At 50.1% G+C, this 15,037-nt stretch carries 33 protein-coding genes; 7 read left to right on the top strand and 26 right to left on the bottom strand.

The genetic code is table 11. The features are described 5' to 3' along the window. Positions 1-40: 40 nt before the first annotated feature. The 8 genes from PUP29_RS09335 to PUP29_RS09300 all read right to left on the bottom strand — a co-directional run bounded on the left by PUP29_RS09335 (position 41) and on the right by PUP29_RS09300 (position 5,188). Positions 41-241 (bottom strand): hypothetical protein, encoded by a 201-nt coding sequence (locus PUP29_RS09335; protein WP_353423123.1) that lies wholly within the window; start codon positions 239-241, stop codon positions 41-43. Further along, positions 228-2,042 (bottom strand): hypothetical protein, encoded by a 1,815-nt coding sequence (locus tag PUP29_RS09330; protein WP_353423122.1) that lies wholly within the window; start codon positions 2,040-2,042, stop codon positions 228-230. The genes PUP29_RS09335 and PUP29_RS09330 overlap by 14 nt, the downstream gene beginning before the upstream one ends. Beyond that, positions 2,039-2,185, bottom strand: coding sequence for a hypothetical protein (locus PUP29_RS09325; RefSeq protein ID WP_353423120.1), 147 nt, complete (start codon positions 2,183-2,185; stop codon positions 2,039-2,041). Before PUP29_RS09325 ends, PUP29_RS09330 begins: the two co-directional genes overlap by 4 nt. Beyond that, positions 2,182-2,382 carry a hypothetical protein gene (locus tag PUP29_RS09320; RefSeq protein ID WP_353423119.1) on the bottom strand — a complete coding sequence of 67 codons (201 nt, stop codon included), beginning with the start codon at positions 2,380-2,382 and terminating at the stop codon, positions 2,182-2,184. Before PUP29_RS09320 ends, PUP29_RS09325 begins: the two co-directional genes overlap by 4 nt. A gap of 14 nt (positions 2,383-2,396) precedes the next feature. Next, positions 2,397-4,022: a hypothetical protein gene (locus tag PUP29_RS09315; protein WP_353423118.1), complete on the bottom strand. Its 1,626-nt coding sequence runs from the start codon at positions 4,020-4,022 to the stop codon at positions 2,397-2,399. Further along, positions 4,022-4,399: a terminase small subunit gene (locus PUP29_RS09310; RefSeq protein ID WP_353423117.1), complete on the bottom strand. Its 378-nt coding sequence runs from the start codon at positions 4,397-4,399 to the stop codon at positions 4,022-4,024. The genes PUP29_RS09315 and PUP29_RS09310 overlap by 1 nt, the downstream gene beginning before the upstream one ends. After that, positions 4,369-4,557 (bottom strand): hypothetical protein, encoded by a 189-nt coding sequence (locus PUP29_RS09305; protein ID WP_353423115.1) that lies wholly within the window; start codon positions 4,555-4,557, stop codon positions 4,369-4,371. Before PUP29_RS09305 ends, PUP29_RS09310 begins: the two co-directional genes overlap by 31 nt. Before the next feature lie 187 nt (positions 4,558-4,744). Continuing rightward, the gene (locus PUP29_RS09300) at positions 4,745-5,188 is read right to left on the bottom strand and encodes a hypothetical protein (protein WP_353423114.1); all 444 of its coding nucleotides are present in this window, start codon (positions 5,186-5,188) and stop codon (positions 4,745-4,747) included. A gap of 92 nt (positions 5,189-5,280) precedes the next feature. On the opposite strand from PUP29_RS09300, the gene PUP29_RS09295 reads away from it, so the two are divergent. Beyond that, positions 5,281-5,505: a hypothetical protein gene (locus tag PUP29_RS09295; RefSeq protein ID WP_353423113.1), complete on the top strand. Its 225-nt coding sequence runs from the start codon at positions 5,281-5,283 to the stop codon at positions 5,503-5,505. A 19-nt stretch (positions 5,506-5,524) separates the two neighbouring features. Here the strand turns inward: PUP29_RS09295 and PUP29_RS09290 are convergent, their stop codons facing one another. The 13 genes from PUP29_RS09290 to PUP29_RS09230 all read right to left on the bottom strand — a co-directional run bounded on the left by PUP29_RS09290 (position 5,525) and on the right by PUP29_RS09230 (position 11,212). Beyond that, positions 5,525-5,788, bottom strand: a complete 264-nt coding sequence (locus PUP29_RS09290) for a hypothetical protein (protein WP_353423112.1) — start codon at positions 5,786-5,788, stop codon at positions 5,525-5,527. Further along, the gene (locus PUP29_RS09285; RefSeq protein ID WP_353423111.1) at positions 5,775-6,089 is read right to left on the bottom strand and encodes a putative PDDEXK endonuclease; all 315 of its coding nucleotides are present in this window, start codon (positions 6,087-6,089) and stop codon (positions 5,775-5,777) included. Before PUP29_RS09285 ends, PUP29_RS09290 begins: the two co-directional genes overlap by 14 nt. Then, positions 6,067-6,252, bottom strand: a complete 186-nt coding sequence (locus PUP29_RS09280; protein ID WP_353423109.1) for a hypothetical protein — start codon at positions 6,250-6,252, stop codon at positions 6,067-6,069. Before PUP29_RS09280 ends, PUP29_RS09285 begins: the two co-directional genes overlap by 23 nt. Further along, entirely contained in the window at positions 6,233-7,318 is a 1,086-nt protein-coding gene (locus PUP29_RS09275; RefSeq protein ID WP_353423107.1) for an AAA family ATPase, read from the bottom strand. Before PUP29_RS09275 ends, PUP29_RS09280 begins: the two co-directional genes overlap by 20 nt. Then, positions 7,315-7,989, bottom strand: coding sequence for a DUF6291 domain-containing protein (locus tag PUP29_RS09270; RefSeq protein ID WP_353423106.1), 675 nt, complete (start codon positions 7,987-7,989; stop codon positions 7,315-7,317). Before PUP29_RS09270 ends, PUP29_RS09275 begins: the two co-directional genes overlap by 4 nt. 8 nt (positions 7,990-7,997) lie before the next feature. Continuing rightward, positions 7,998-8,369, bottom strand: coding sequence for a single-stranded DNA-binding protein (locus PUP29_RS09265; protein WP_353423104.1), 372 nt, complete (start codon positions 8,367-8,369; stop codon positions 7,998-8,000). After that, on the bottom strand, positions 8,366-8,587 hold the full coding sequence (locus PUP29_RS09260) for a helix-turn-helix domain-containing protein (protein ID WP_353423103.1): 222 nt from the start codon (positions 8,585-8,587) through the stop codon (positions 8,366-8,368). Before PUP29_RS09260 ends, PUP29_RS09265 begins: the two co-directional genes overlap by 4 nt. Beyond that, the gene (locus PUP29_RS09255; RefSeq protein ID WP_353423101.1) at positions 8,584-8,904 is read right to left on the bottom strand and encodes an HNH endonuclease; all 321 of its coding nucleotides are present in this window, start codon (positions 8,902-8,904) and stop codon (positions 8,584-8,586) included. Before PUP29_RS09255 ends, PUP29_RS09260 begins: the two co-directional genes overlap by 4 nt. Further along, positions 8,901-9,464, bottom strand: a complete 564-nt coding sequence (locus PUP29_RS09250; protein WP_353423099.1) for a hypothetical protein — start codon at positions 9,462-9,464, stop codon at positions 8,901-8,903. Before PUP29_RS09250 ends, PUP29_RS09255 begins: the two co-directional genes overlap by 4 nt. Next, the gene (locus tag PUP29_RS09245; protein ID WP_353423098.1) at positions 9,461-10,144 is read right to left on the bottom strand and encodes a DUF1071 domain-containing protein; all 684 of its coding nucleotides are present in this window, start codon (positions 10,142-10,144) and stop codon (positions 9,461-9,463) included. Before PUP29_RS09245 ends, PUP29_RS09250 begins: the two co-directional genes overlap by 4 nt. Further along, the gene (locus PUP29_RS09240) at positions 10,144-10,530 is read right to left on the bottom strand and encodes a hypothetical protein (protein WP_353423097.1); all 387 of its coding nucleotides are present in this window, start codon (positions 10,528-10,530) and stop codon (positions 10,144-10,146) included. Before PUP29_RS09240 ends, PUP29_RS09245 begins: the two co-directional genes overlap by 1 nt. A 195-nt stretch (positions 10,531-10,725) precedes the next feature. Continuing rightward, complete coding sequence (locus PUP29_RS09235; RefSeq protein WP_353423095.1) at positions 10,726-10,974, bottom strand: hypothetical protein; 249 nt, start codon at positions 10,972-10,974, stop codon at positions 10,726-10,728. 28 nt (positions 10,975-11,002) lie between these two features. Beyond that, positions 11,003-11,212, bottom strand: coding sequence for a helix-turn-helix transcriptional regulator (locus PUP29_RS09230; protein ID WP_353423094.1), 210 nt, complete (start codon positions 11,210-11,212; stop codon positions 11,003-11,005). A gap of 93 nt (positions 11,213-11,305) precedes the next feature. Here PUP29_RS09230 and PUP29_RS09225 point away from each other — a divergent pair, with 93 nt between their 5' ends. Further along, positions 11,306-11,533 carry a helix-turn-helix domain-containing protein gene (locus PUP29_RS09225; protein ID WP_353423093.1) on the top strand — a complete coding sequence of 76 codons (228 nt, stop codon included), beginning with the start codon at positions 11,306-11,308 and terminating at the stop codon, positions 11,531-11,533. 73 nt (positions 11,534-11,606) lie between these two features. After that, positions 11,607-11,786 (top strand): hypothetical protein, encoded by a 180-nt coding sequence (locus PUP29_RS09220; protein WP_353423091.1) that lies wholly within the window; start codon positions 11,607-11,609, stop codon positions 11,784-11,786. A 125-nt stretch (positions 11,787-11,911) separates the two neighbouring features. Here the strand turns inward: PUP29_RS09220 and PUP29_RS09215 are convergent, their stop codons facing one another. Both PUP29_RS09215 and PUP29_RS09210 read right to left on the bottom strand, forming a co-directional pair. Then, positions 11,912-12,070, bottom strand: a complete 159-nt coding sequence (locus tag PUP29_RS09215; protein ID WP_353423090.1) for a hypothetical protein — start codon at positions 12,068-12,070, stop codon at positions 11,912-11,914. Further along, on the bottom strand, positions 12,067-12,357 hold the full coding sequence (locus PUP29_RS09210) for a hypothetical protein (protein ID WP_353423089.1): 291 nt from the start codon (positions 12,355-12,357) through the stop codon (positions 12,067-12,069). Before PUP29_RS09210 ends, PUP29_RS09215 begins: the two co-directional genes overlap by 4 nt. Before the next feature lie 75 nt (positions 12,358-12,432). Between PUP29_RS09210 and PUP29_RS09205 the strand changes: the two genes are divergently transcribed. Both PUP29_RS09205 and PUP29_RS09200 read left to right on the top strand, forming a co-directional pair. Then, on the top strand, positions 12,433-12,822 hold the full coding sequence (locus PUP29_RS09205) for a hypothetical protein (protein WP_353423088.1): 390 nt from the start codon (positions 12,433-12,435) through the stop codon (positions 12,820-12,822). A gap of 408 nt (positions 12,823-13,230) precedes the next feature. Further along, positions 13,231-13,407 carry a hypothetical protein gene (locus tag PUP29_RS09200; protein WP_353423087.1) on the top strand — a complete coding sequence of 59 codons (177 nt, stop codon included), beginning with the start codon at positions 13,231-13,233 and terminating at the stop codon, positions 13,405-13,407. Here the strand turns inward: PUP29_RS09200 and PUP29_RS09195 are convergent. Then, positions 13,378-13,605, bottom strand: coding sequence for a hypothetical protein (locus PUP29_RS09195; protein WP_079547066.1), 228 nt, complete (start codon positions 13,603-13,605; stop codon positions 13,378-13,380). The two genes, PUP29_RS09200 and PUP29_RS09195, sit on opposite strands and share 30 nt — an antisense overlap. Positions 13,606-13,674: 69 nt before the next feature. On the opposite strand from PUP29_RS09195, the gene PUP29_RS09190 reads away from it, so the two are divergent. After that, positions 13,675-13,827, top strand: a complete 153-nt coding sequence (locus PUP29_RS09190; protein ID WP_353423086.1) for a hypothetical protein — start codon at positions 13,675-13,677, stop codon at positions 13,825-13,827. On the opposite strand, the gene PUP29_RS09185 is transcribed toward PUP29_RS09190, so the two are convergent. Together PUP29_RS09185 and PUP29_RS09180 are read right to left on the bottom strand one after the other, a co-directional pair. After that, positions 13,817-14,071: a hypothetical protein gene (locus tag PUP29_RS09185; protein WP_353423085.1), complete on the bottom strand. Its 255-nt coding sequence runs from the start codon at positions 14,069-14,071 to the stop codon at positions 13,817-13,819. The genes PUP29_RS09190 and PUP29_RS09185 overlap by 11 nt on opposite strands. Before the next feature lie 15 nt (positions 14,072-14,086). After that, complete coding sequence (locus PUP29_RS09180; protein ID WP_353423084.1) at positions 14,087-14,302, bottom strand: hypothetical protein; 216 nt, start codon at positions 14,300-14,302, stop codon at positions 14,087-14,089. 159 nt (positions 14,303-14,461) lie between these two features. Here PUP29_RS09180 and PUP29_RS09175 point away from each other — a divergent pair, with 159 nt between their 5' ends. Next, complete coding sequence (locus PUP29_RS09175; protein ID WP_353423083.1) at positions 14,462-14,863, top strand: hypothetical protein; 402 nt, start codon at positions 14,462-14,464, stop codon at positions 14,861-14,863. Positions 14,864-15,037: the final 174 nt, after the last annotated feature.

The raw sequence follows: 15,037 nt of genomic DNA, 5'->3' as shown, positions 1-15,037 counted from the left end.
GCATGTACCGCCCGGCACATACCCGTTTTTATGTTAAGCGCTACTTTGCGCTCAACTTTTGCTCAACAAAAATTTCTTTCTTTTTCCCTTTCTCCGAGCATTGGGGATTTGTGCACTCCATCTCAAGCACCGTAAATACCCGCGTTTTCGTGTCCGGCGAATCATCTCCCTCGCAAATCACCCTGCTCCCTGTCACCTTTAGCTCGTTTCCGCAGATTTCACAAATATCATCCTGTGACAAATTCAACACCCCCCTGCATCAATTCGGCAATTCTCTCTTTATCTATATCAGAAATCTCCATTGCGGCAAGCGTGTCCGCTGCCTCGTCAGCCTCCATCGCGGCAAGCTCCGCAGCAACCGCCTGCACCTCCTGCTCACTCATTCCCTGCTCCGGGATTTCCTGCTGCATCATTTGCGGGGATTCCTGCATCATTTCCACGCCCGTTTCCTCCATCGGAACCCCGCCCGCGGCCTGTACCTGCATCATTTCTGCGATCTGCTGCTGTTCTTTAATGCGCTCAATAATGCGATTCTTGTTCTTGATATATCCCTCCGGTATCGCCTCAAGGTACGTCACCGCGTCCGGTATGATCTGATTCGACATCAGATTATCAAGCGTCTGCACCTGCATCAGCTCCGACCAATAAGAGCCCGCTCCGATGTCGATCTTGAGCGAGAGCGCGTAATCCCCAAGCAGGGAAAAGTCAAACTCGCCGCGCAGGTCGTTCCCGTCCGGGTCTTTCAGCGTCACATAGCGCACCCCATAGTTCACGCGCATGATCTCGAGGAAAATACGCACGCACGCCTCCACGAAGTTATAAAAATCCATCTTCTGGATATCCAGCGGCATTCCAGCCGCTTTCTGCACCGCAATAATGGCCGATGTGTTGTCCGGCTTCACATTCCCCAGAGCCGCGTCACTCGCGCCCATCATGTCCTTTGTCTGCTGCACGGTCACTTCCGCCATGTTGACCGGGTCTGCGCTCATCTCCGGCGGACGAAACCCAGCAAAAAGCGCCGTCGTCGGATCGCCGATCACTCCGACTGCCTTTCCGGGCGACGGGTCCCACCGCGCGATCTTGCTCTTGTCGTAAATGACCTTCGGAAACGCGCTGTCCTGTACCTGTCGCTGCGCCATCGCGTAGATCTTGTTGACGAATATCTGGTTGGGTATCTTCCCGGTGATCGGGCTCACCCCGTGATAACTGTTCTTCACGCTCTCCCAGCTCATCCACGCTAAAGGGTACAGCTTATATTCTGTGTCCGTCTCTTCCTTTACAGGCGCGTCCCGCGTGCATTTCAGCATACGCACGGAGCCTTTTTCCTTCCACAGCTTTAAAATAACGGTCGTGTAATCGTTGTCCGTGTCATATTCCGTATTCGCGTAATACTCCTCATTGTCCGGCGTGATGCTGTCGCGCGGAAATCCGTTCGCCTCCGCCTCGTCCCGCACGTCCTCCGTCAGCCGCCTGTAAGCCAAGAGCACATACGGCTGTTCCTGTACGTCCTCCTCCGTCGGGTTGCCGAATAAAACATTCGTATTGTCGAGGACGTCCGCCCGAATGGTTCCGGTGTACTCGAATCCCGTTTCGGCATCCGGGTCGAACCAGAGATACATACACGCATCCCCGTCCACCGCGCAGTTTTTGATCGCCCGGCGGTTTTTATACTTGAGGTTCGTCTGCTCGATGATGTTGTCTACTTCCTGTGCGATCACTTTGGGAACATTGTCATCCGTGTTCAGATCGACCGGCATTTCCATGCCCGGCATTGCTTCTGCCGGCGGGCGCACACTGTTCCCCAGCTCCACGTTCACCGCCACATCGTCGGAGATCAGCATCGCCACGTAGTACGACACAACAGGCTTTAAGAAGTTGAACACCGGCTTGTCAAGGTCTGGCGCGTTCACGCCCTCCCATTGCTTGTCGTTATAAAAGTTGTTGTTCTGCTTCACAGTGTCATAAAGTCCGATGGACTGATTGTAGTTAATGCCGCGCTGATACTCCGCCCATACCTCGCTTGGCTCTTTTCTAATTTTCATCTCGTCCTCCTGCGCCTCTGTCGTTCCGCTTCCTGCAAATGCAGAAAGCTCCACTTTTCAGGCGCGTCGTCCTCTCCCCCAAACGAACCGCGCTCGCTGGGTTCGTCCGGGGGCCCCTGTTTGCACGGCTGCGCCGCACTCATTCCCCGTCCTGCGGCCGTCCGTCATACGAAAGCATATTTGCAAGCTGCTCCGAAATTGGCAGCTTCCCCGTCTCTTTCTCCGGCTCCGCTTCCATCGGCTCCCGCTGTTCTTTCCTTACAACCGCAAACGGCTTGCGTACATACGCGCCCGCCAAAAACGCCGCGATCATACCAATAACAAGTATTATCAGCTCCATTATCTTCCCCTCTTTCATCGTCCAAATCCAAGCAGATCGTCCGCTTGCTCCTCATACGGCACAATATCCTCGTCCGCAGCCTCCGGTTCTTCTGCATACCGCCTCTGCTGTCCGCGTATCTCGTTTGCGATCATGTCCGAGAAAAGCAGGTCGTCGTGCTTCCCCTCGATCGCGTCCGGCCTTCCGTTGTCGTCATACACAAAGGTAATCATCTCCCGCAGCGTGGGTATGTCGTGAAACAGCCGGATATTCTCGTCCACCTGTCCAACCTCCCGGTCAATAATGAGTGGCCTCGTGTTCCCGTCCGTTTTCCAGCCGTATTTCTTCTGCTCCTTTTTCGTCGCGCTGTCATACGTCAGCCGTATATACTGCCGCGGATACTGAAGCCGCTGCAACTCCTCGATGGGCGCAGTGTTAAAATTCATCTCCACGCCGATCAGCGCGTCGTTGTACCATTTTCCCAAACAATAGAGCTGCCATGTGAATGGACGCGATTCATTCACCTGCATGTGCAGCGCCGCCACACGCTCGCCCGTTCGGTTGTCGATCACCGTCGCCGCAAAGAAATCCTTTCCCTCGCCCTTCGTGTCCGCGCCGATCACATACGGAACATACGCCTCCGGCTCCCGGTAAATACGAAGAAAGCCCTGCTTTTCCCCGTGGAAAGAATACTCTGAAATCCTGTCCTTGCTCTCCGCATCGTTCCATGTAAATAAAAAACGCCCTGTTTTGAGCGCTTCCTCTTTCCCAATCTCCGCAATGCGGGCCATCACCTTTTCATTATTGAACACCGGACGCCCACTCATGAGGAACGCTTCCTCCGGACAGGACGGATATTCCTGCCGGAACAGCTCCGCGTCTCCCCGGCAGTTGTTTTTGATACACCACCGCCGCCATGCAAGCTGTTCGTCCGTCAGGCCGTACAGCCGTTTCAGTTCCCGTTCCTTTGCTGTGAGAGCAAACCCGTTGTACGGCATCGCATACTCCGCGTGTTCCCACCACGCGCAAAACACCGGAGCGAAGTCGTTTTCCCCCGCGACCGCCTTGTCCCAAATGTCCTTGAAATCGTCGTACCCGTTCGCCGTCGATTCAATAATGACCATCGTGTTCGGCTCGTTCGGCACAGCCTGTAAAAGCCCCGTCAATATCTCGCCCTTATTCTTGGGCCAGAATGCATATTCTGAAATGTGCAGGTTCTGAAACGTATCCGACCGCCCGATGCTCCCGTTTCCCGCCGTCATACATTTGATCGAGCTGTTTCCATCCGCAAAATCAAAAATCAGTTCCTTCGCGTTGCTCGCCTTGAGCTCCGGCCTTAAGTCCTCGTCTAAATTCTCATAATACCGCTTGCTCATGCGGAATAGGTTGTCCGTCGCCGCCGCCTCATGCGCCACAATGCCGCTCGAGATGTTCGGCTGTGTCGCCGTATCCTTAAAGATCATTCCCTCCGTCAGGGTAGAAAAACCCATCTGCCGCGCTTTCAGGATAATGGCCCGTATCGGCCGCCCCTCCCGGTATTGTCCGGCAATCACGCGGTATAGCTTCTCCTGCGCCGCGTTCAGCTTAAAATCCACGAGCTGCGCACGCTTGTCCCGTATTTTCAGGTACCGTTCCATGAACGACCTTGTATTAATTGCCATCAGAATTTATCTCCATCGAGCGCCCGCAGCTTACTCTCCAGCGACATATTCCCGGATAGCTCTACAGCCTGCTCCGTGCGGTCTTTCCATCCAAACTGTTTCAACGCAAAAATATCCCCGCCGTTCCCGCGCGCGATCAAACGTTTTTCGTATGCGTTTTCAATGCGAAGCTTCGCCTTTTTTATCGTGTTGGAAAACCCATCTTTTCCCTCGTAATCCATCAGGACGTCCCGTGTTGTATCCAGCGCAAGCGCAAGTCCTGTTACCGTCAGCGGTTCCCCCGTCTTCTCACATTCCGAAAAATACTGCTCTATCTTTTCGCCCAGCTCCGCCGCGTTCTTAAACTTCAACGGCCTTCCGCCTTTATTGCCTTCCATACCTCAAGCGCTCCGTTCTTCCACTCAAATCTATATACTTCCCCGATCCGGTAACTCCCGCCTCGTACTACAAACGCGACCGTCTTTCTCCGGTCTGCCCTTGAGATCGCAACGGCGGCAGTCAAATCCAAATAATGCTCAGGATTGTATTTGTCCATATCTCCATCCCTTTTTTCAAAACAAAAACGCCACTCCGCAGGGAATGGCGCTTTATCATAAGCCGCAGCCTTCCTCCCGGGTGTTCCTTGTGGATTTTTGCACCTTGAAAGTGGTTCCACCTCGCTGCGGCTTTTTATAATTCTACACTATTATTATAAACCATATTTTGGACGCCCAGTGCCAACTTTACAATCCAAGCAAATATTTTATATCGTTCATAAACTGATTCTTATATCTGTAGAATTGCCTCCTCGATACAAATATAAGTCCGTCAAACGCCTCAAATGGATATTCCCTTGCATTGAGGCAGGAAAGCCAAATACACCGCCGAAGTGTCTCTTCCTGCTCCAACGTTTGGTCTATGTCCGTCCCTATCATGTGCCGCGCCTGATCGATCGCCCTTATTACCCTTGACTTATGTTCCTTTTCAAGAAATTCTAACCTCTCCGCTGATGAAAGCGTAGGATCGCTTAACTTTCCGCTCCCCGGCATACCGTCCGCCTGTTTCGGACTTGGATAGAGAATCCTGTCGCGCTCACATTCGTACCATTTCCGGTATTCATCATATTTACGGATATATTTCAAGATAAGTGTCCGCGTGTCCCGGTCTATTTTATATTTTGTCTGCACAAACCGCCCCTCCTGTGGTATACTATATTCAGCGAATATCAGAACACGGATTGGGCGGCTCTATGCCGCTCTTTCTGTTTAAGGAGCAGGCCATGAAAATATATATCGGCGTTACAGCATATATCAATCCCGAAGGCGTCCAAACCCCTAAATCCGTCACATGGGAGGACGGCTCCGTCTATGAGATCGACCGCATTCTCTCCGCGAAAGAGCGCGGCTTTGAAATCTGTTACCGCGTCCTTATGTACGGCCGGGAGAAGGTCCTATTCCTCGATAAAGATAAGCGCTGGTTCATTGAGGCTCCGCAGGACGCATAAGCCACTGCCGCGCGCATCATCACCTGTACCTCGTCCACTTCTTTTTCTTCCCATTGACCCTGTCCATGCCGCCGTCTCCGCCGCCTTCAACGTAATGCGTATAGCAGCAATACCACTTTCCCGGCTTCCGGTACGCCCACCCGGGCGTTGCATGAAAAACCTTTCCGCAGACCGGGCACGTCCTAAGATATAGATTGGTCGCGTAATATTTGGACTTGTTATCTTCCTCGACCGGAATTGTTTCCATTTCGGAAACGCTCGCTATCATCTCATTTTCCGTCATTTTTCCAAATCTCCATAAAATACCCGAGCCGCAGCGTGACCTTCCACTCCTCCCGGTTCGCCCGGTGCATCACGACGGGTATCCTGCCTTCCTGTGAATCCTGTTCCGCTTGCCGCAGGGCATTTTCCACATTCAGCCGTTCCACACGCTTGCACTCTATATGCAGCCCCGGCACGCCGAGCACGTCCGCGTCTCCATTGCCTCCGCAGTATTGCTGCCCCCTCCGAGTCTCGAAACCATATTTCTGCAATTCCTTCGCGAGCTCGAGCTCGCCCCTTTTACCCTTGCTCCGACTGTTCATACAGCATCCCATTCAGGTACCGCGCGATGAACATGCGACGCACCGATCCTTTCAGCTCCGCATATTTCGCGACAAACAAGCGGCAGTCCTCGCGCTGCATGCGCTCCTCCGCATACCGCTCCGCCTCCTCCATCAGGCTAACGTCAATCAAACGGCGTCCCATCGTTCCATTCCTCCTTTTCCGGCTCCCAGCCGTAATGCTTCGCCTCTCCCGCAGCGTTCAAAAAACGCTTGCTGCATTCCTCAAAATATGTTCCGGCAAACGCGTCCTGCACCCCCAAGTCTCTGTTTTTGCAGACCTCTATCGCATTGGAATAGCGGTACATCTCCGCGTCGTCGCCCCACTTGAAAAACTCCTTTGTCCGGCTCTTGAAATCATTGTTTACCCGGTGCACGATCAGCACATTGTCCGCCGCGTTCGTTATGTCCGCCGTACCGGATATGTCGTCCTTGCGTAAAAATCCCATCGCCTTCCTCGGGTGGCAGACAAAGAAAATATGCACGTTCCGCTTTTTCGCAAATTCGGACAGCCGCAGGATAAGCTCCGCCTGCCGTTCATACTTGTCCCCGCCCATGCTTTTTAAGTTCATGCTCATCAGGTTATCCAGCACGATCACGTCCACGCCGAGCACCAACGCGAAGTATTCAAGCGCTTTCAGCACGCGGCCGATTTCCGTGCCGTTTTCATTGTTGTAAATAAATATCTTCTTCCGCATCCACTCCGTGATCCGCTTCGCCGCACCGCTCTCTACATGGAACGCCCATCCGTCTTTCACGATATGGTCCGGCCCGGCAGCCTGAAGCATCAGCCACTCCTTGACTCTCGGAGCTGGAAGCTCCCCGGAAAAGATCACAGACGTGAAGCCCTGTGCAGCCGCTTCAACCGCTACCTGCGAAAGCCATGTGGATTTCCCGCTCCCGTTCGTTCCGCTCACGATGGTAAGCTCCCCCTTAATGAACCCGTGCAGCCTGCCGTCAATGGCGGTTATCCCGCTTTTGACCGTAACGAGCTTCGAGCGGTCCACCGCCTCGATCTCGTCTATCCGGTAAAACATGCGGTTTACCTGCCGGAACTGATCTCCGCCAAACAGCACCGAAGCCCCCGGAACGCGGGACAGCATCTCGCTGTACTGGATGAACTCTTTCATCTCCGCGTCCGTGATGTCGTTTGGGTTCATGTTCGCGTATATTTCCCGAAGCCGGAAATATTCGTCTCTCGTGATGCTCATTTCAAGTCAAAGCCTCCCGCCGGATTTTTGACGAGCTGCGTGCCGCCTGCCCGCGGCTCTCCCCTTGCCAGCTTATCCCAGATGATGCCGCGCCAGTTATTCGCCATACACTCGTTCACAAGGCCGCAGACCGCGTTCTCGCCGTACTGATCCACTTTGTTCGCAAACTCTGTAACAAACGACCGCAATCCTCTTTCCGTATACCCCTGCCGTTTTTCTCTCTTGTAACAAAGCCACTCTCTTGCAACGTTCTGCGCTCTGTCCGGTAAGGAACGAAAGGTCTCATTTTCTTCAAGGGCGGCATCCCACCGCTTGCGGGGGGTATGGGGGGTGTTTTCTTTTTCTACTTCTCTTTCTACTTCTATTTCTATTTCTTCTTCGCTTCGAACCCCGCTTGACGTTTTTTCACAAGGGGGGTTTTTAAGGGTGCTTTTATTTTTTGATTCGCCCCCCTTTTTTCCCGATTCCGCCGCTTTCACGCTGTTGTCCAGAATTGGTCTAAAGGCGATAAATAAATTGTCCGCCATCACCATGTCCTCCCCAAATTCCGGTTCCGTTCCGTAAAAAACATAGTCAAGCACCGTGTCGTAGAGCGCAAGCCTCATGTCGTCCGGCAGCCTCTTTGTAGCTGCCCGCAGCGATTCAAAAAACGTGCATCTGTCTATTCTCATTTCTCACCTCAAAATGGAAGCTCGGAATCATCCAGCGGTTCATATCCTTCCGGCCCGTCCGGTATTTCGTTTACTTTTGCTTCCCTACTCCCGCAGAACTCGATCCTACTTGTCAGCACATACGTCTTGTACCGCGTTCCAGACTCCGTCTCGTACTTGCTTACCTTAACAGAGCCAGTTAGTAATATCTCCTTGCCCTTAGAAAACCATTTCCCGATCAGCTCCGCTGTCTTGTCCCATGCCGTGCAACTGATAAAGTCTGCCGTGCGGTCTTTCCCCGTATCGCACGCAACCGTAAAGTCCACTACTGCTTTTCCCGTTCCCGTTATTCTCACTTCCGGGTCTCTTACTATCCTGCCTTTTAAAACCACTAAATTCACGCCGTCTCTTCCTCCATTAGACTATATTTGAAATAATGTACCTTCTCGCCGTATCTGTTGCGCCCGGAAACCCGTTCTGTCAGAATGCGGTACCCGCGTGCTTTCAAGTCGTAGATCCGTCCGGAAAGCCGCGTGACGCCTAAATCCTGAAACGCCTGCATCGTCGTGATGCTTCCAAAATCTTTTATATACCGAATGATCTTGTCGCATTGCGTCATACCCTCAGCTCCTTCGGTAACTTGTGGTATACTCTGTCCTCGTCCGGGAATCCCGGATAAAACCTATCCAAATGCTCTTTCATCCTCCGCCGCACAAGCTCGCCGCAGCCCCGCGCGTGCTGCCTGTCGTGGCACTCACGGCAGATACATACAATATTCTGCTCGATCCCAAGCCCCATCTTTGAGCGCGGAATGTAATGCCCCTCAGGCAGCCCTATGTTCTTTTTGCAGGCAACGCATATCCCGCCGTCCCGCTCCCATACCGCTCTTTTTACTTTGGGCGATATGTCACATGCCTTTGTACTTGCTTTTTTCATGCCGCCTCCGCCTCCCAGTAAGAGAGCATCGCGTCAAGCTCCGCCTGCGGCCTTGTCTGGAGGTCAAGCGCCTCACAGTCCTGTATCAGCGTGTCAATCAGCCGCGACATCTGCTTTGTGTTGTATGTGCTGCTCCCATAATAAGCGCGAAGCGTTACAAACCCCTCCTGCGGTGCGTAGTCCTCAGTCTCGCAAAGCCACCCAACGCCGTGCATCGCCCATGATGTTTTGAATGTTTCTGCCGCGTCGGCGTTGATCTCGATCCGTTTAAATATGTTTTGCAAAAGAATGTGCTCCCGATAGACTTCAACGTCGCCCTTGTTCATGCGGTTTCCAATCTTTCGGCACAGCTCCCACATATACCGATTGGCCGCCCCGCTCCTGCGCTGCCGGAATACGGACAGCGCGGCGGTAAACACCTTTCCGGCTATTTCCTTTGCTTTTTCCGCAAACTCCCGCGCCGCCCTCCTGTAGTCCTTGCACACGCGCAGCATCAGCCATAATTCTCCGGTTTCGTAATCATCCCACAGCCGCACGTCGTCAAAATTCACCTTTCTCATACCGCATCCGCCTGCCTGTTCGCTTTGTTGGAAAGCCGCTTAAGTACTTCTTTTGCTTGCTCCTGCGTCAAATTTTCAAGTGTTTCAACGCCGTAATGCTTTGCAATGGAGGCCACGATCGTGCCTGTAATATCGCAGCCTTTTATAATGCTTTCTATCTGCTCTTTGGTTGCCATAGGCTCAACGCTTGCGAGATTAAAATTTTCATTGATCTCGTCCGCCTTTGCCGCGTCTGCTTCCATCTCCGGTTTTGTCGGTGCATTTATCCGCGGCTTCATGTCCTCCGGCATCTCTGTTTCCGGTAAATCCTCTCCCGCATAGATGTACAGTCCAAGCCCATGCCGCGCGCACGCCTTTGTAAGCGAGCGCTGTATCGCCTTGTTTACGTCCGTGCTCGTAACGCTCTCAAGTGGGATAGAACGGCTCGTATTGTTCATAACCGGGAGATATTCGATATGCTCAAGTCCGTTTATCTCCACGCCCGTCTTTACCCAGCACGTTTTCCCGTCCGTGTGGTAGAAAAGTCCGTCCGCGTTCTCGTAAATGGTATACCGCGCGTCCGGGTAAGCCTTTTTCACTTCCGCCCATGCCCATGCCCACGACAGATATGTGAGTCTGCCTTTCAGCTCTGTATGTCCGTTCACATTGATACTGTTTAATGTCTCAAATACGCTGCTCATTACGCCGCCTCCCTGTGCTCTATATAATCCGCGAATAAATCCGTATTGCACGCCGTATATTCCCGGAAGAGCTTTTCCCAAAGCTCCTTTGCGCTGATCATATCGTCGTCGAGCGTCTCCCGGATAAACGCACAGTCGTCCGACTCGATGTATCTGGTAAAGCCGCCCCAGTCGTCCAAAACAAACGCCCTTATGTCATCGTCTCCCGCCTCAGCGAGAATCGCCTTTTCCTTGCACGTTTCAGAGCAGTAAAGCTCCCCGTCATACTCCACCGCGTCCTCCTCGTAGGCCTCATGCCCGCATGCGCATTTGATTCTTACGTCCTCCGCAGGCTCTGTCGCGTCATATACCATCATGTCCGGCCGCTTGTCTACAAACATTCCCATTGACTTTCCGTCCTTTCTGCCTCATAATAGAGGCGAAGATAATTGTCTTGTCTGCCTCATAATATAGGCGAAGATAATTGTCTTGGTTATTTTCACTGGCCGCCACCACCCACCCGGCGGCCTTTTACTTTCTCCCAGACCAGAATCCCGATGCACGGCCCGGTCAGAACCGCCAGTAAGAATATCTCTCCCATGTTATGCCTCCTTCACGTTCGGCTCAAAGTGATCGCAGATCATAGACCCTTTGCCGTGTCTGCCTGAATTTCTGTGCACGCAATGCCCTGTGTAAAGAGGGTCAAATATCATTGGATTTTTCGGATTTTTCATATAGTGCTGTATGAAATGTTTGCACTCTCCGCATTCAAACACCCGCCTCGCCGTTTCTTTATCTCCTATCATCTTCTTTAATACCGCTATTTCTTCTGCCGTTAATTTTGCCTGCATCTTTCAAACCTCCATTTTTTGTGGTATATTATTTAGTGTAGGTTTCATCTACTTGTTTAAAGAGCTTGCGATGAGACATTTTGAATAAATCTTCCAGACTGACGAGGACTTTATAAGATGGTTTTTGTTTTCCTGTTTCGATGTCATGGACGGCTGTGCGCGTTAAACCAATCTTTTGCGCCACATATTCTTGTGTCCACTTTTTTCTTTTGCGCATTACTCGCATATTCAATATCATGTCTCCTCCTTTCTCTCAACTTTCGTAGATTTAATCTACATTTTATAATTTGATTATAGTAGATTTAATCTACGCTTGTCAAGGAGTATTTTTATGTTTTCTAAAACTATATTTGGTGAGCGCATCAAGGAATTACGGAAATCACATTCCCTTACCCAACAAGATGTTGCTGCACATCTACACCTCACTCGAACACAGGTCAGCGATATGGAGAACGGAAAAAGCACTACCTCAATCGAAAGACTCTATATGCTGACGCTTTATTTTGATGTTAGTGCCGATTATCTTCTCGGGCTGTCGGACGAGCCGAAGCGCAGATAATTAAGTTTCGGCGGGCAATTATCTCTATTTCCTCACTCATTCTTTCATAGGCGGCGAAAGGAGGTGAAACGTTATGGACAGACAGCAGCGTGCGCATGAATTGACAATGTTGTATCTAAAAGCAGAAATGGAAGAAAAACGGATTCCATTGCCAAAGTCAGATTCGCGCGACGACTTTTACGGCCACTATAATGCTGTTTATCAGGATTTCCTGCAAAAGATCAGCGATACCGAAACAAAGTATTTTCCTTGATTTTTGTCATGGCCTGCGGAATTAGTCTGCTGAGCCAATCCTGAACAGCATATACTTCCGACATGGTGAGGCCTTCCTTTTCGCATTCCCTTAAAATGCGTTCCGCGAAGGCTTTTCCTTTTGATTCATTTTGTTCTGTCATATTGCCCTCCTCTTTCAACGATTCGCTTTGGCGAGTGTTTCGCGCTCCACGCCCACAGGATCATGAGCCGCAGCCTCCACAATCCATATCCCGCAAGCGTCAGTATCAGCATGAGGATCAGCGCTTCCGCGATCAGCTTCATGCCTGTGCCTCCAATCCCAGCTTCTTCATCTTCAAATAGCTCCTCTCGACCGTTGCAATGTCGATTCCCGCATATTCATACGTCGTTTTGGTGTCAACGTTCCTTGGATTCCAAACCTTGATTTCCTTTTCTGCCATCAGCTTGCGGACTTCTTTTTTGATAGATGCTATTTTAGAGCCTGATTCCACTTGAAATAACTCTTTCAGCTCCGCGTTCCCTATTTCGTTCGGATAAGCGTAGTAAATCCGAAGTGCCGTTTTTGCGTTAAATGGTTGTCGTTTGTTCATTGTCTTGCTCCTTTCTTGTTAAAATTGCCTTGGTGGCCTCTATTTGATATAATCGCTTTGAAAGGCGGTGATACGATGTTTAATTACTCAAAACTCGAACAAGTTGTCCAATTTCTTTTGTCCTTAAAGCAAATCGACGATGATTTAGATATACCCAATAACATCTGCTCCGCTCTGGAAAACGACGGCGTGTCGCATTCCGATTTTGCCGACTGCCTTGAATATCTCGCCCATAACGGTTTCATAGACTTAACGCTCGATGAAAACTACCCGGAAACAGACAATATTCGGGAAATCGTTCCGCTTCCTCCGCTCAAAACATATTTTGCGGATAAAGCAAGAGACGAAGCGATTCGCAAGAAACTCGATAGACGTTGGTGGATCACGACTGCCATTGCATTTATAGGTGCTATAACAGGAATAGCTTCACTAATATGGTTGATATGGAGCAACCTAAACCTATGATGCTGACCACAAATGGAATCCTGTAATCGTGTCCACATTCGTCGATCCACCAGTTCCCCTTTTTCTTTTGTTTCATAGCGTTCCTTTCTTACATAATGCTGTTTATCTCCAGTATTGCCAGTTATGCCGTGATTGCCGTATACTTTAAGTGTCTCCATAACGGAGACGGAAAGGGGGCGATTCTCTTGATAACGCTGAATTTCAGCTTAACACCAGAATTTTTGTCCTTGCCCTGTTCCCCTTGTTGATGCTGGTACCACCCGCGCGGAGCTAAATAAATTCGGCGTGGACGGCTCTTGGTTCGAGACTCGAGTCGTCCATTGTAATTCACGGCATAACTCGCAATGCTCCTTTCTTGTCCTCCATACCTCCCTATGGTAATATTGGGGTAGGAGGGAGGTGATTCGCGTGGATAAAGAACAAGTAGCCCATGACCTTGCTGTCATTATCCTGAAATCTCGTTTGGACAGCATGATTCAGGATAAAATAGCTTCCTCCGGCAATGAGCCGGGACTTTATGATATGGCGGACTATGTTCTAAATGATTATAAGGATTTAATCGGCCGCATCTCCGAGAACCTCTAATGTCTTCTGCGTGTCGGCGGTAGCGCGTATGATTTCGATTGCTCCGTTCAATATGCGCTCCGCCGAACGCACGCTTACCCCCATCTTTGAAACAAACCTCGCTGTTTCAATTACGCATTCATGCTCCTTTTGGGTTACCGCTTCCCGTTCTTCACTTTGCGGCATAATAATTTCTTTCCATTTTTGTATATCTGTCATGTGCTTGTTCCTTTCTTGCCCTCCCTACTGCCCTGTGATATTATTTGGGTAGAAGGGAGGTGACTTCAAATGAGCAAATCTGAAATCGCTTTAGAATTAACACTTGCGATGCTTGAGAAAGGAATGTACATCGCCCAAGCCCACGATAATAACGCCGCTTTTGGAAAAGCTGTTGCGGAACTGTACAATTCCATTCTCAAATCGCTCGATGTCACAGAGTAGAAGCCGCTTTCATAAGCTCCGCTATGGCTGCCACCATTTCGGGGCTTATGTCTTTATTCTGTAACTGTTCCTTGATAAAGTTTTCAACCGCTTCTTTTGTATTAATTCCTAAAATCATATTTCGTCTTCTCCTTCTATTACTCACATTTTGTCTTCCCTCTCCATTAATAGCATCCGCTATCTTGCCCAGCGCCAGATTCCGTTCATGCTCTAACTGTAGTTTGGGGTCGGAATAGAATTTCATGTGCTTGCTCCTTCCTTATGCAATTTGATTTTCATTCTTCTCCCAATCCCTAAGAATCACTTCCGTTTCTTTTAATACCGCTTCCATCTGTGCACCCTTTCGCTTCCCGTTGACGTAATCATTCAGCAACGCATAGACCAAATTCGGAAATCCTCTCCTGTGAAGCTCATGCAGTAAGTCTGTCTGCGCCTTTCCAAGTTTTAGCAGCCTTATCTTTAAATCGGTTCCCATTTCGTCGTCCCCCTATTGCTTTTATGCCTTTGTTATGCTATTCTTTGGCTATGAGGTTGAGTAGGTTCAACCTTGTGTTGTCTTTATTATATTCCTAATTATTAGGAGTGTCAATGCTTAATTTCTAATTTTTAGGAATTATTTTTATAGGAGGTGTTCATGCCTTTAACGGGTGGAATCTACAGCGATCAAATAGCGTTTCATATAATCGCTTTCTTAAAAGAGAAATCTGCTCTCCCTGTGAAAGGTCGCGTTGTGATCCGTTCGTTTGTCGCGTTGGGATATTTGGAGAACGATGTAGAGCGTACTCTGTTAGAAATGTATGCACGTGGCTATTTCACCAAAACAAACCCGGATTCGCAGAAAAGCCCTGCCACAGAACAGCGGGCACGTGTTTTTAAAATAACAGGCGTAACAAAAAACGGCATGGAGTTTTTTGCAAACTTCATGCCTCCGAAGAAAAAGAGCCGTTTTATGAATATGTCAACGACAGAAATGGTTTCTTTCTTTGTGGAGATCGCTTCCATGACAATGCAGGCGCTTGAACTTTGGTTGAGATAACCACCCGAAATGCATTCGCAGCACTTCGGCAGTGATCTTTGCGCTTTGTCCATGACGTAGTTTATTCCATAAAACCCACATAGGGAATAGCGGAACCTCGCAGATCCAGTCTCTCAGCGTTAGGAAAAGCTCAGTTCTATATTCTGTTAAGCTCTTCTGCATCTCGTTTTCTGG

The organism is Christensenella massiliensis, from assembly GCF_040409835.1.
Taxonomy (GTDB): domain Bacteria; phylum Bacillota; class Clostridia; order Christensenellales; family Christensenellaceae; genus Christensenella; species Christensenella massiliensis.
This window is presented reverse-complemented; position numbering and strand designations above follow the sequence as displayed.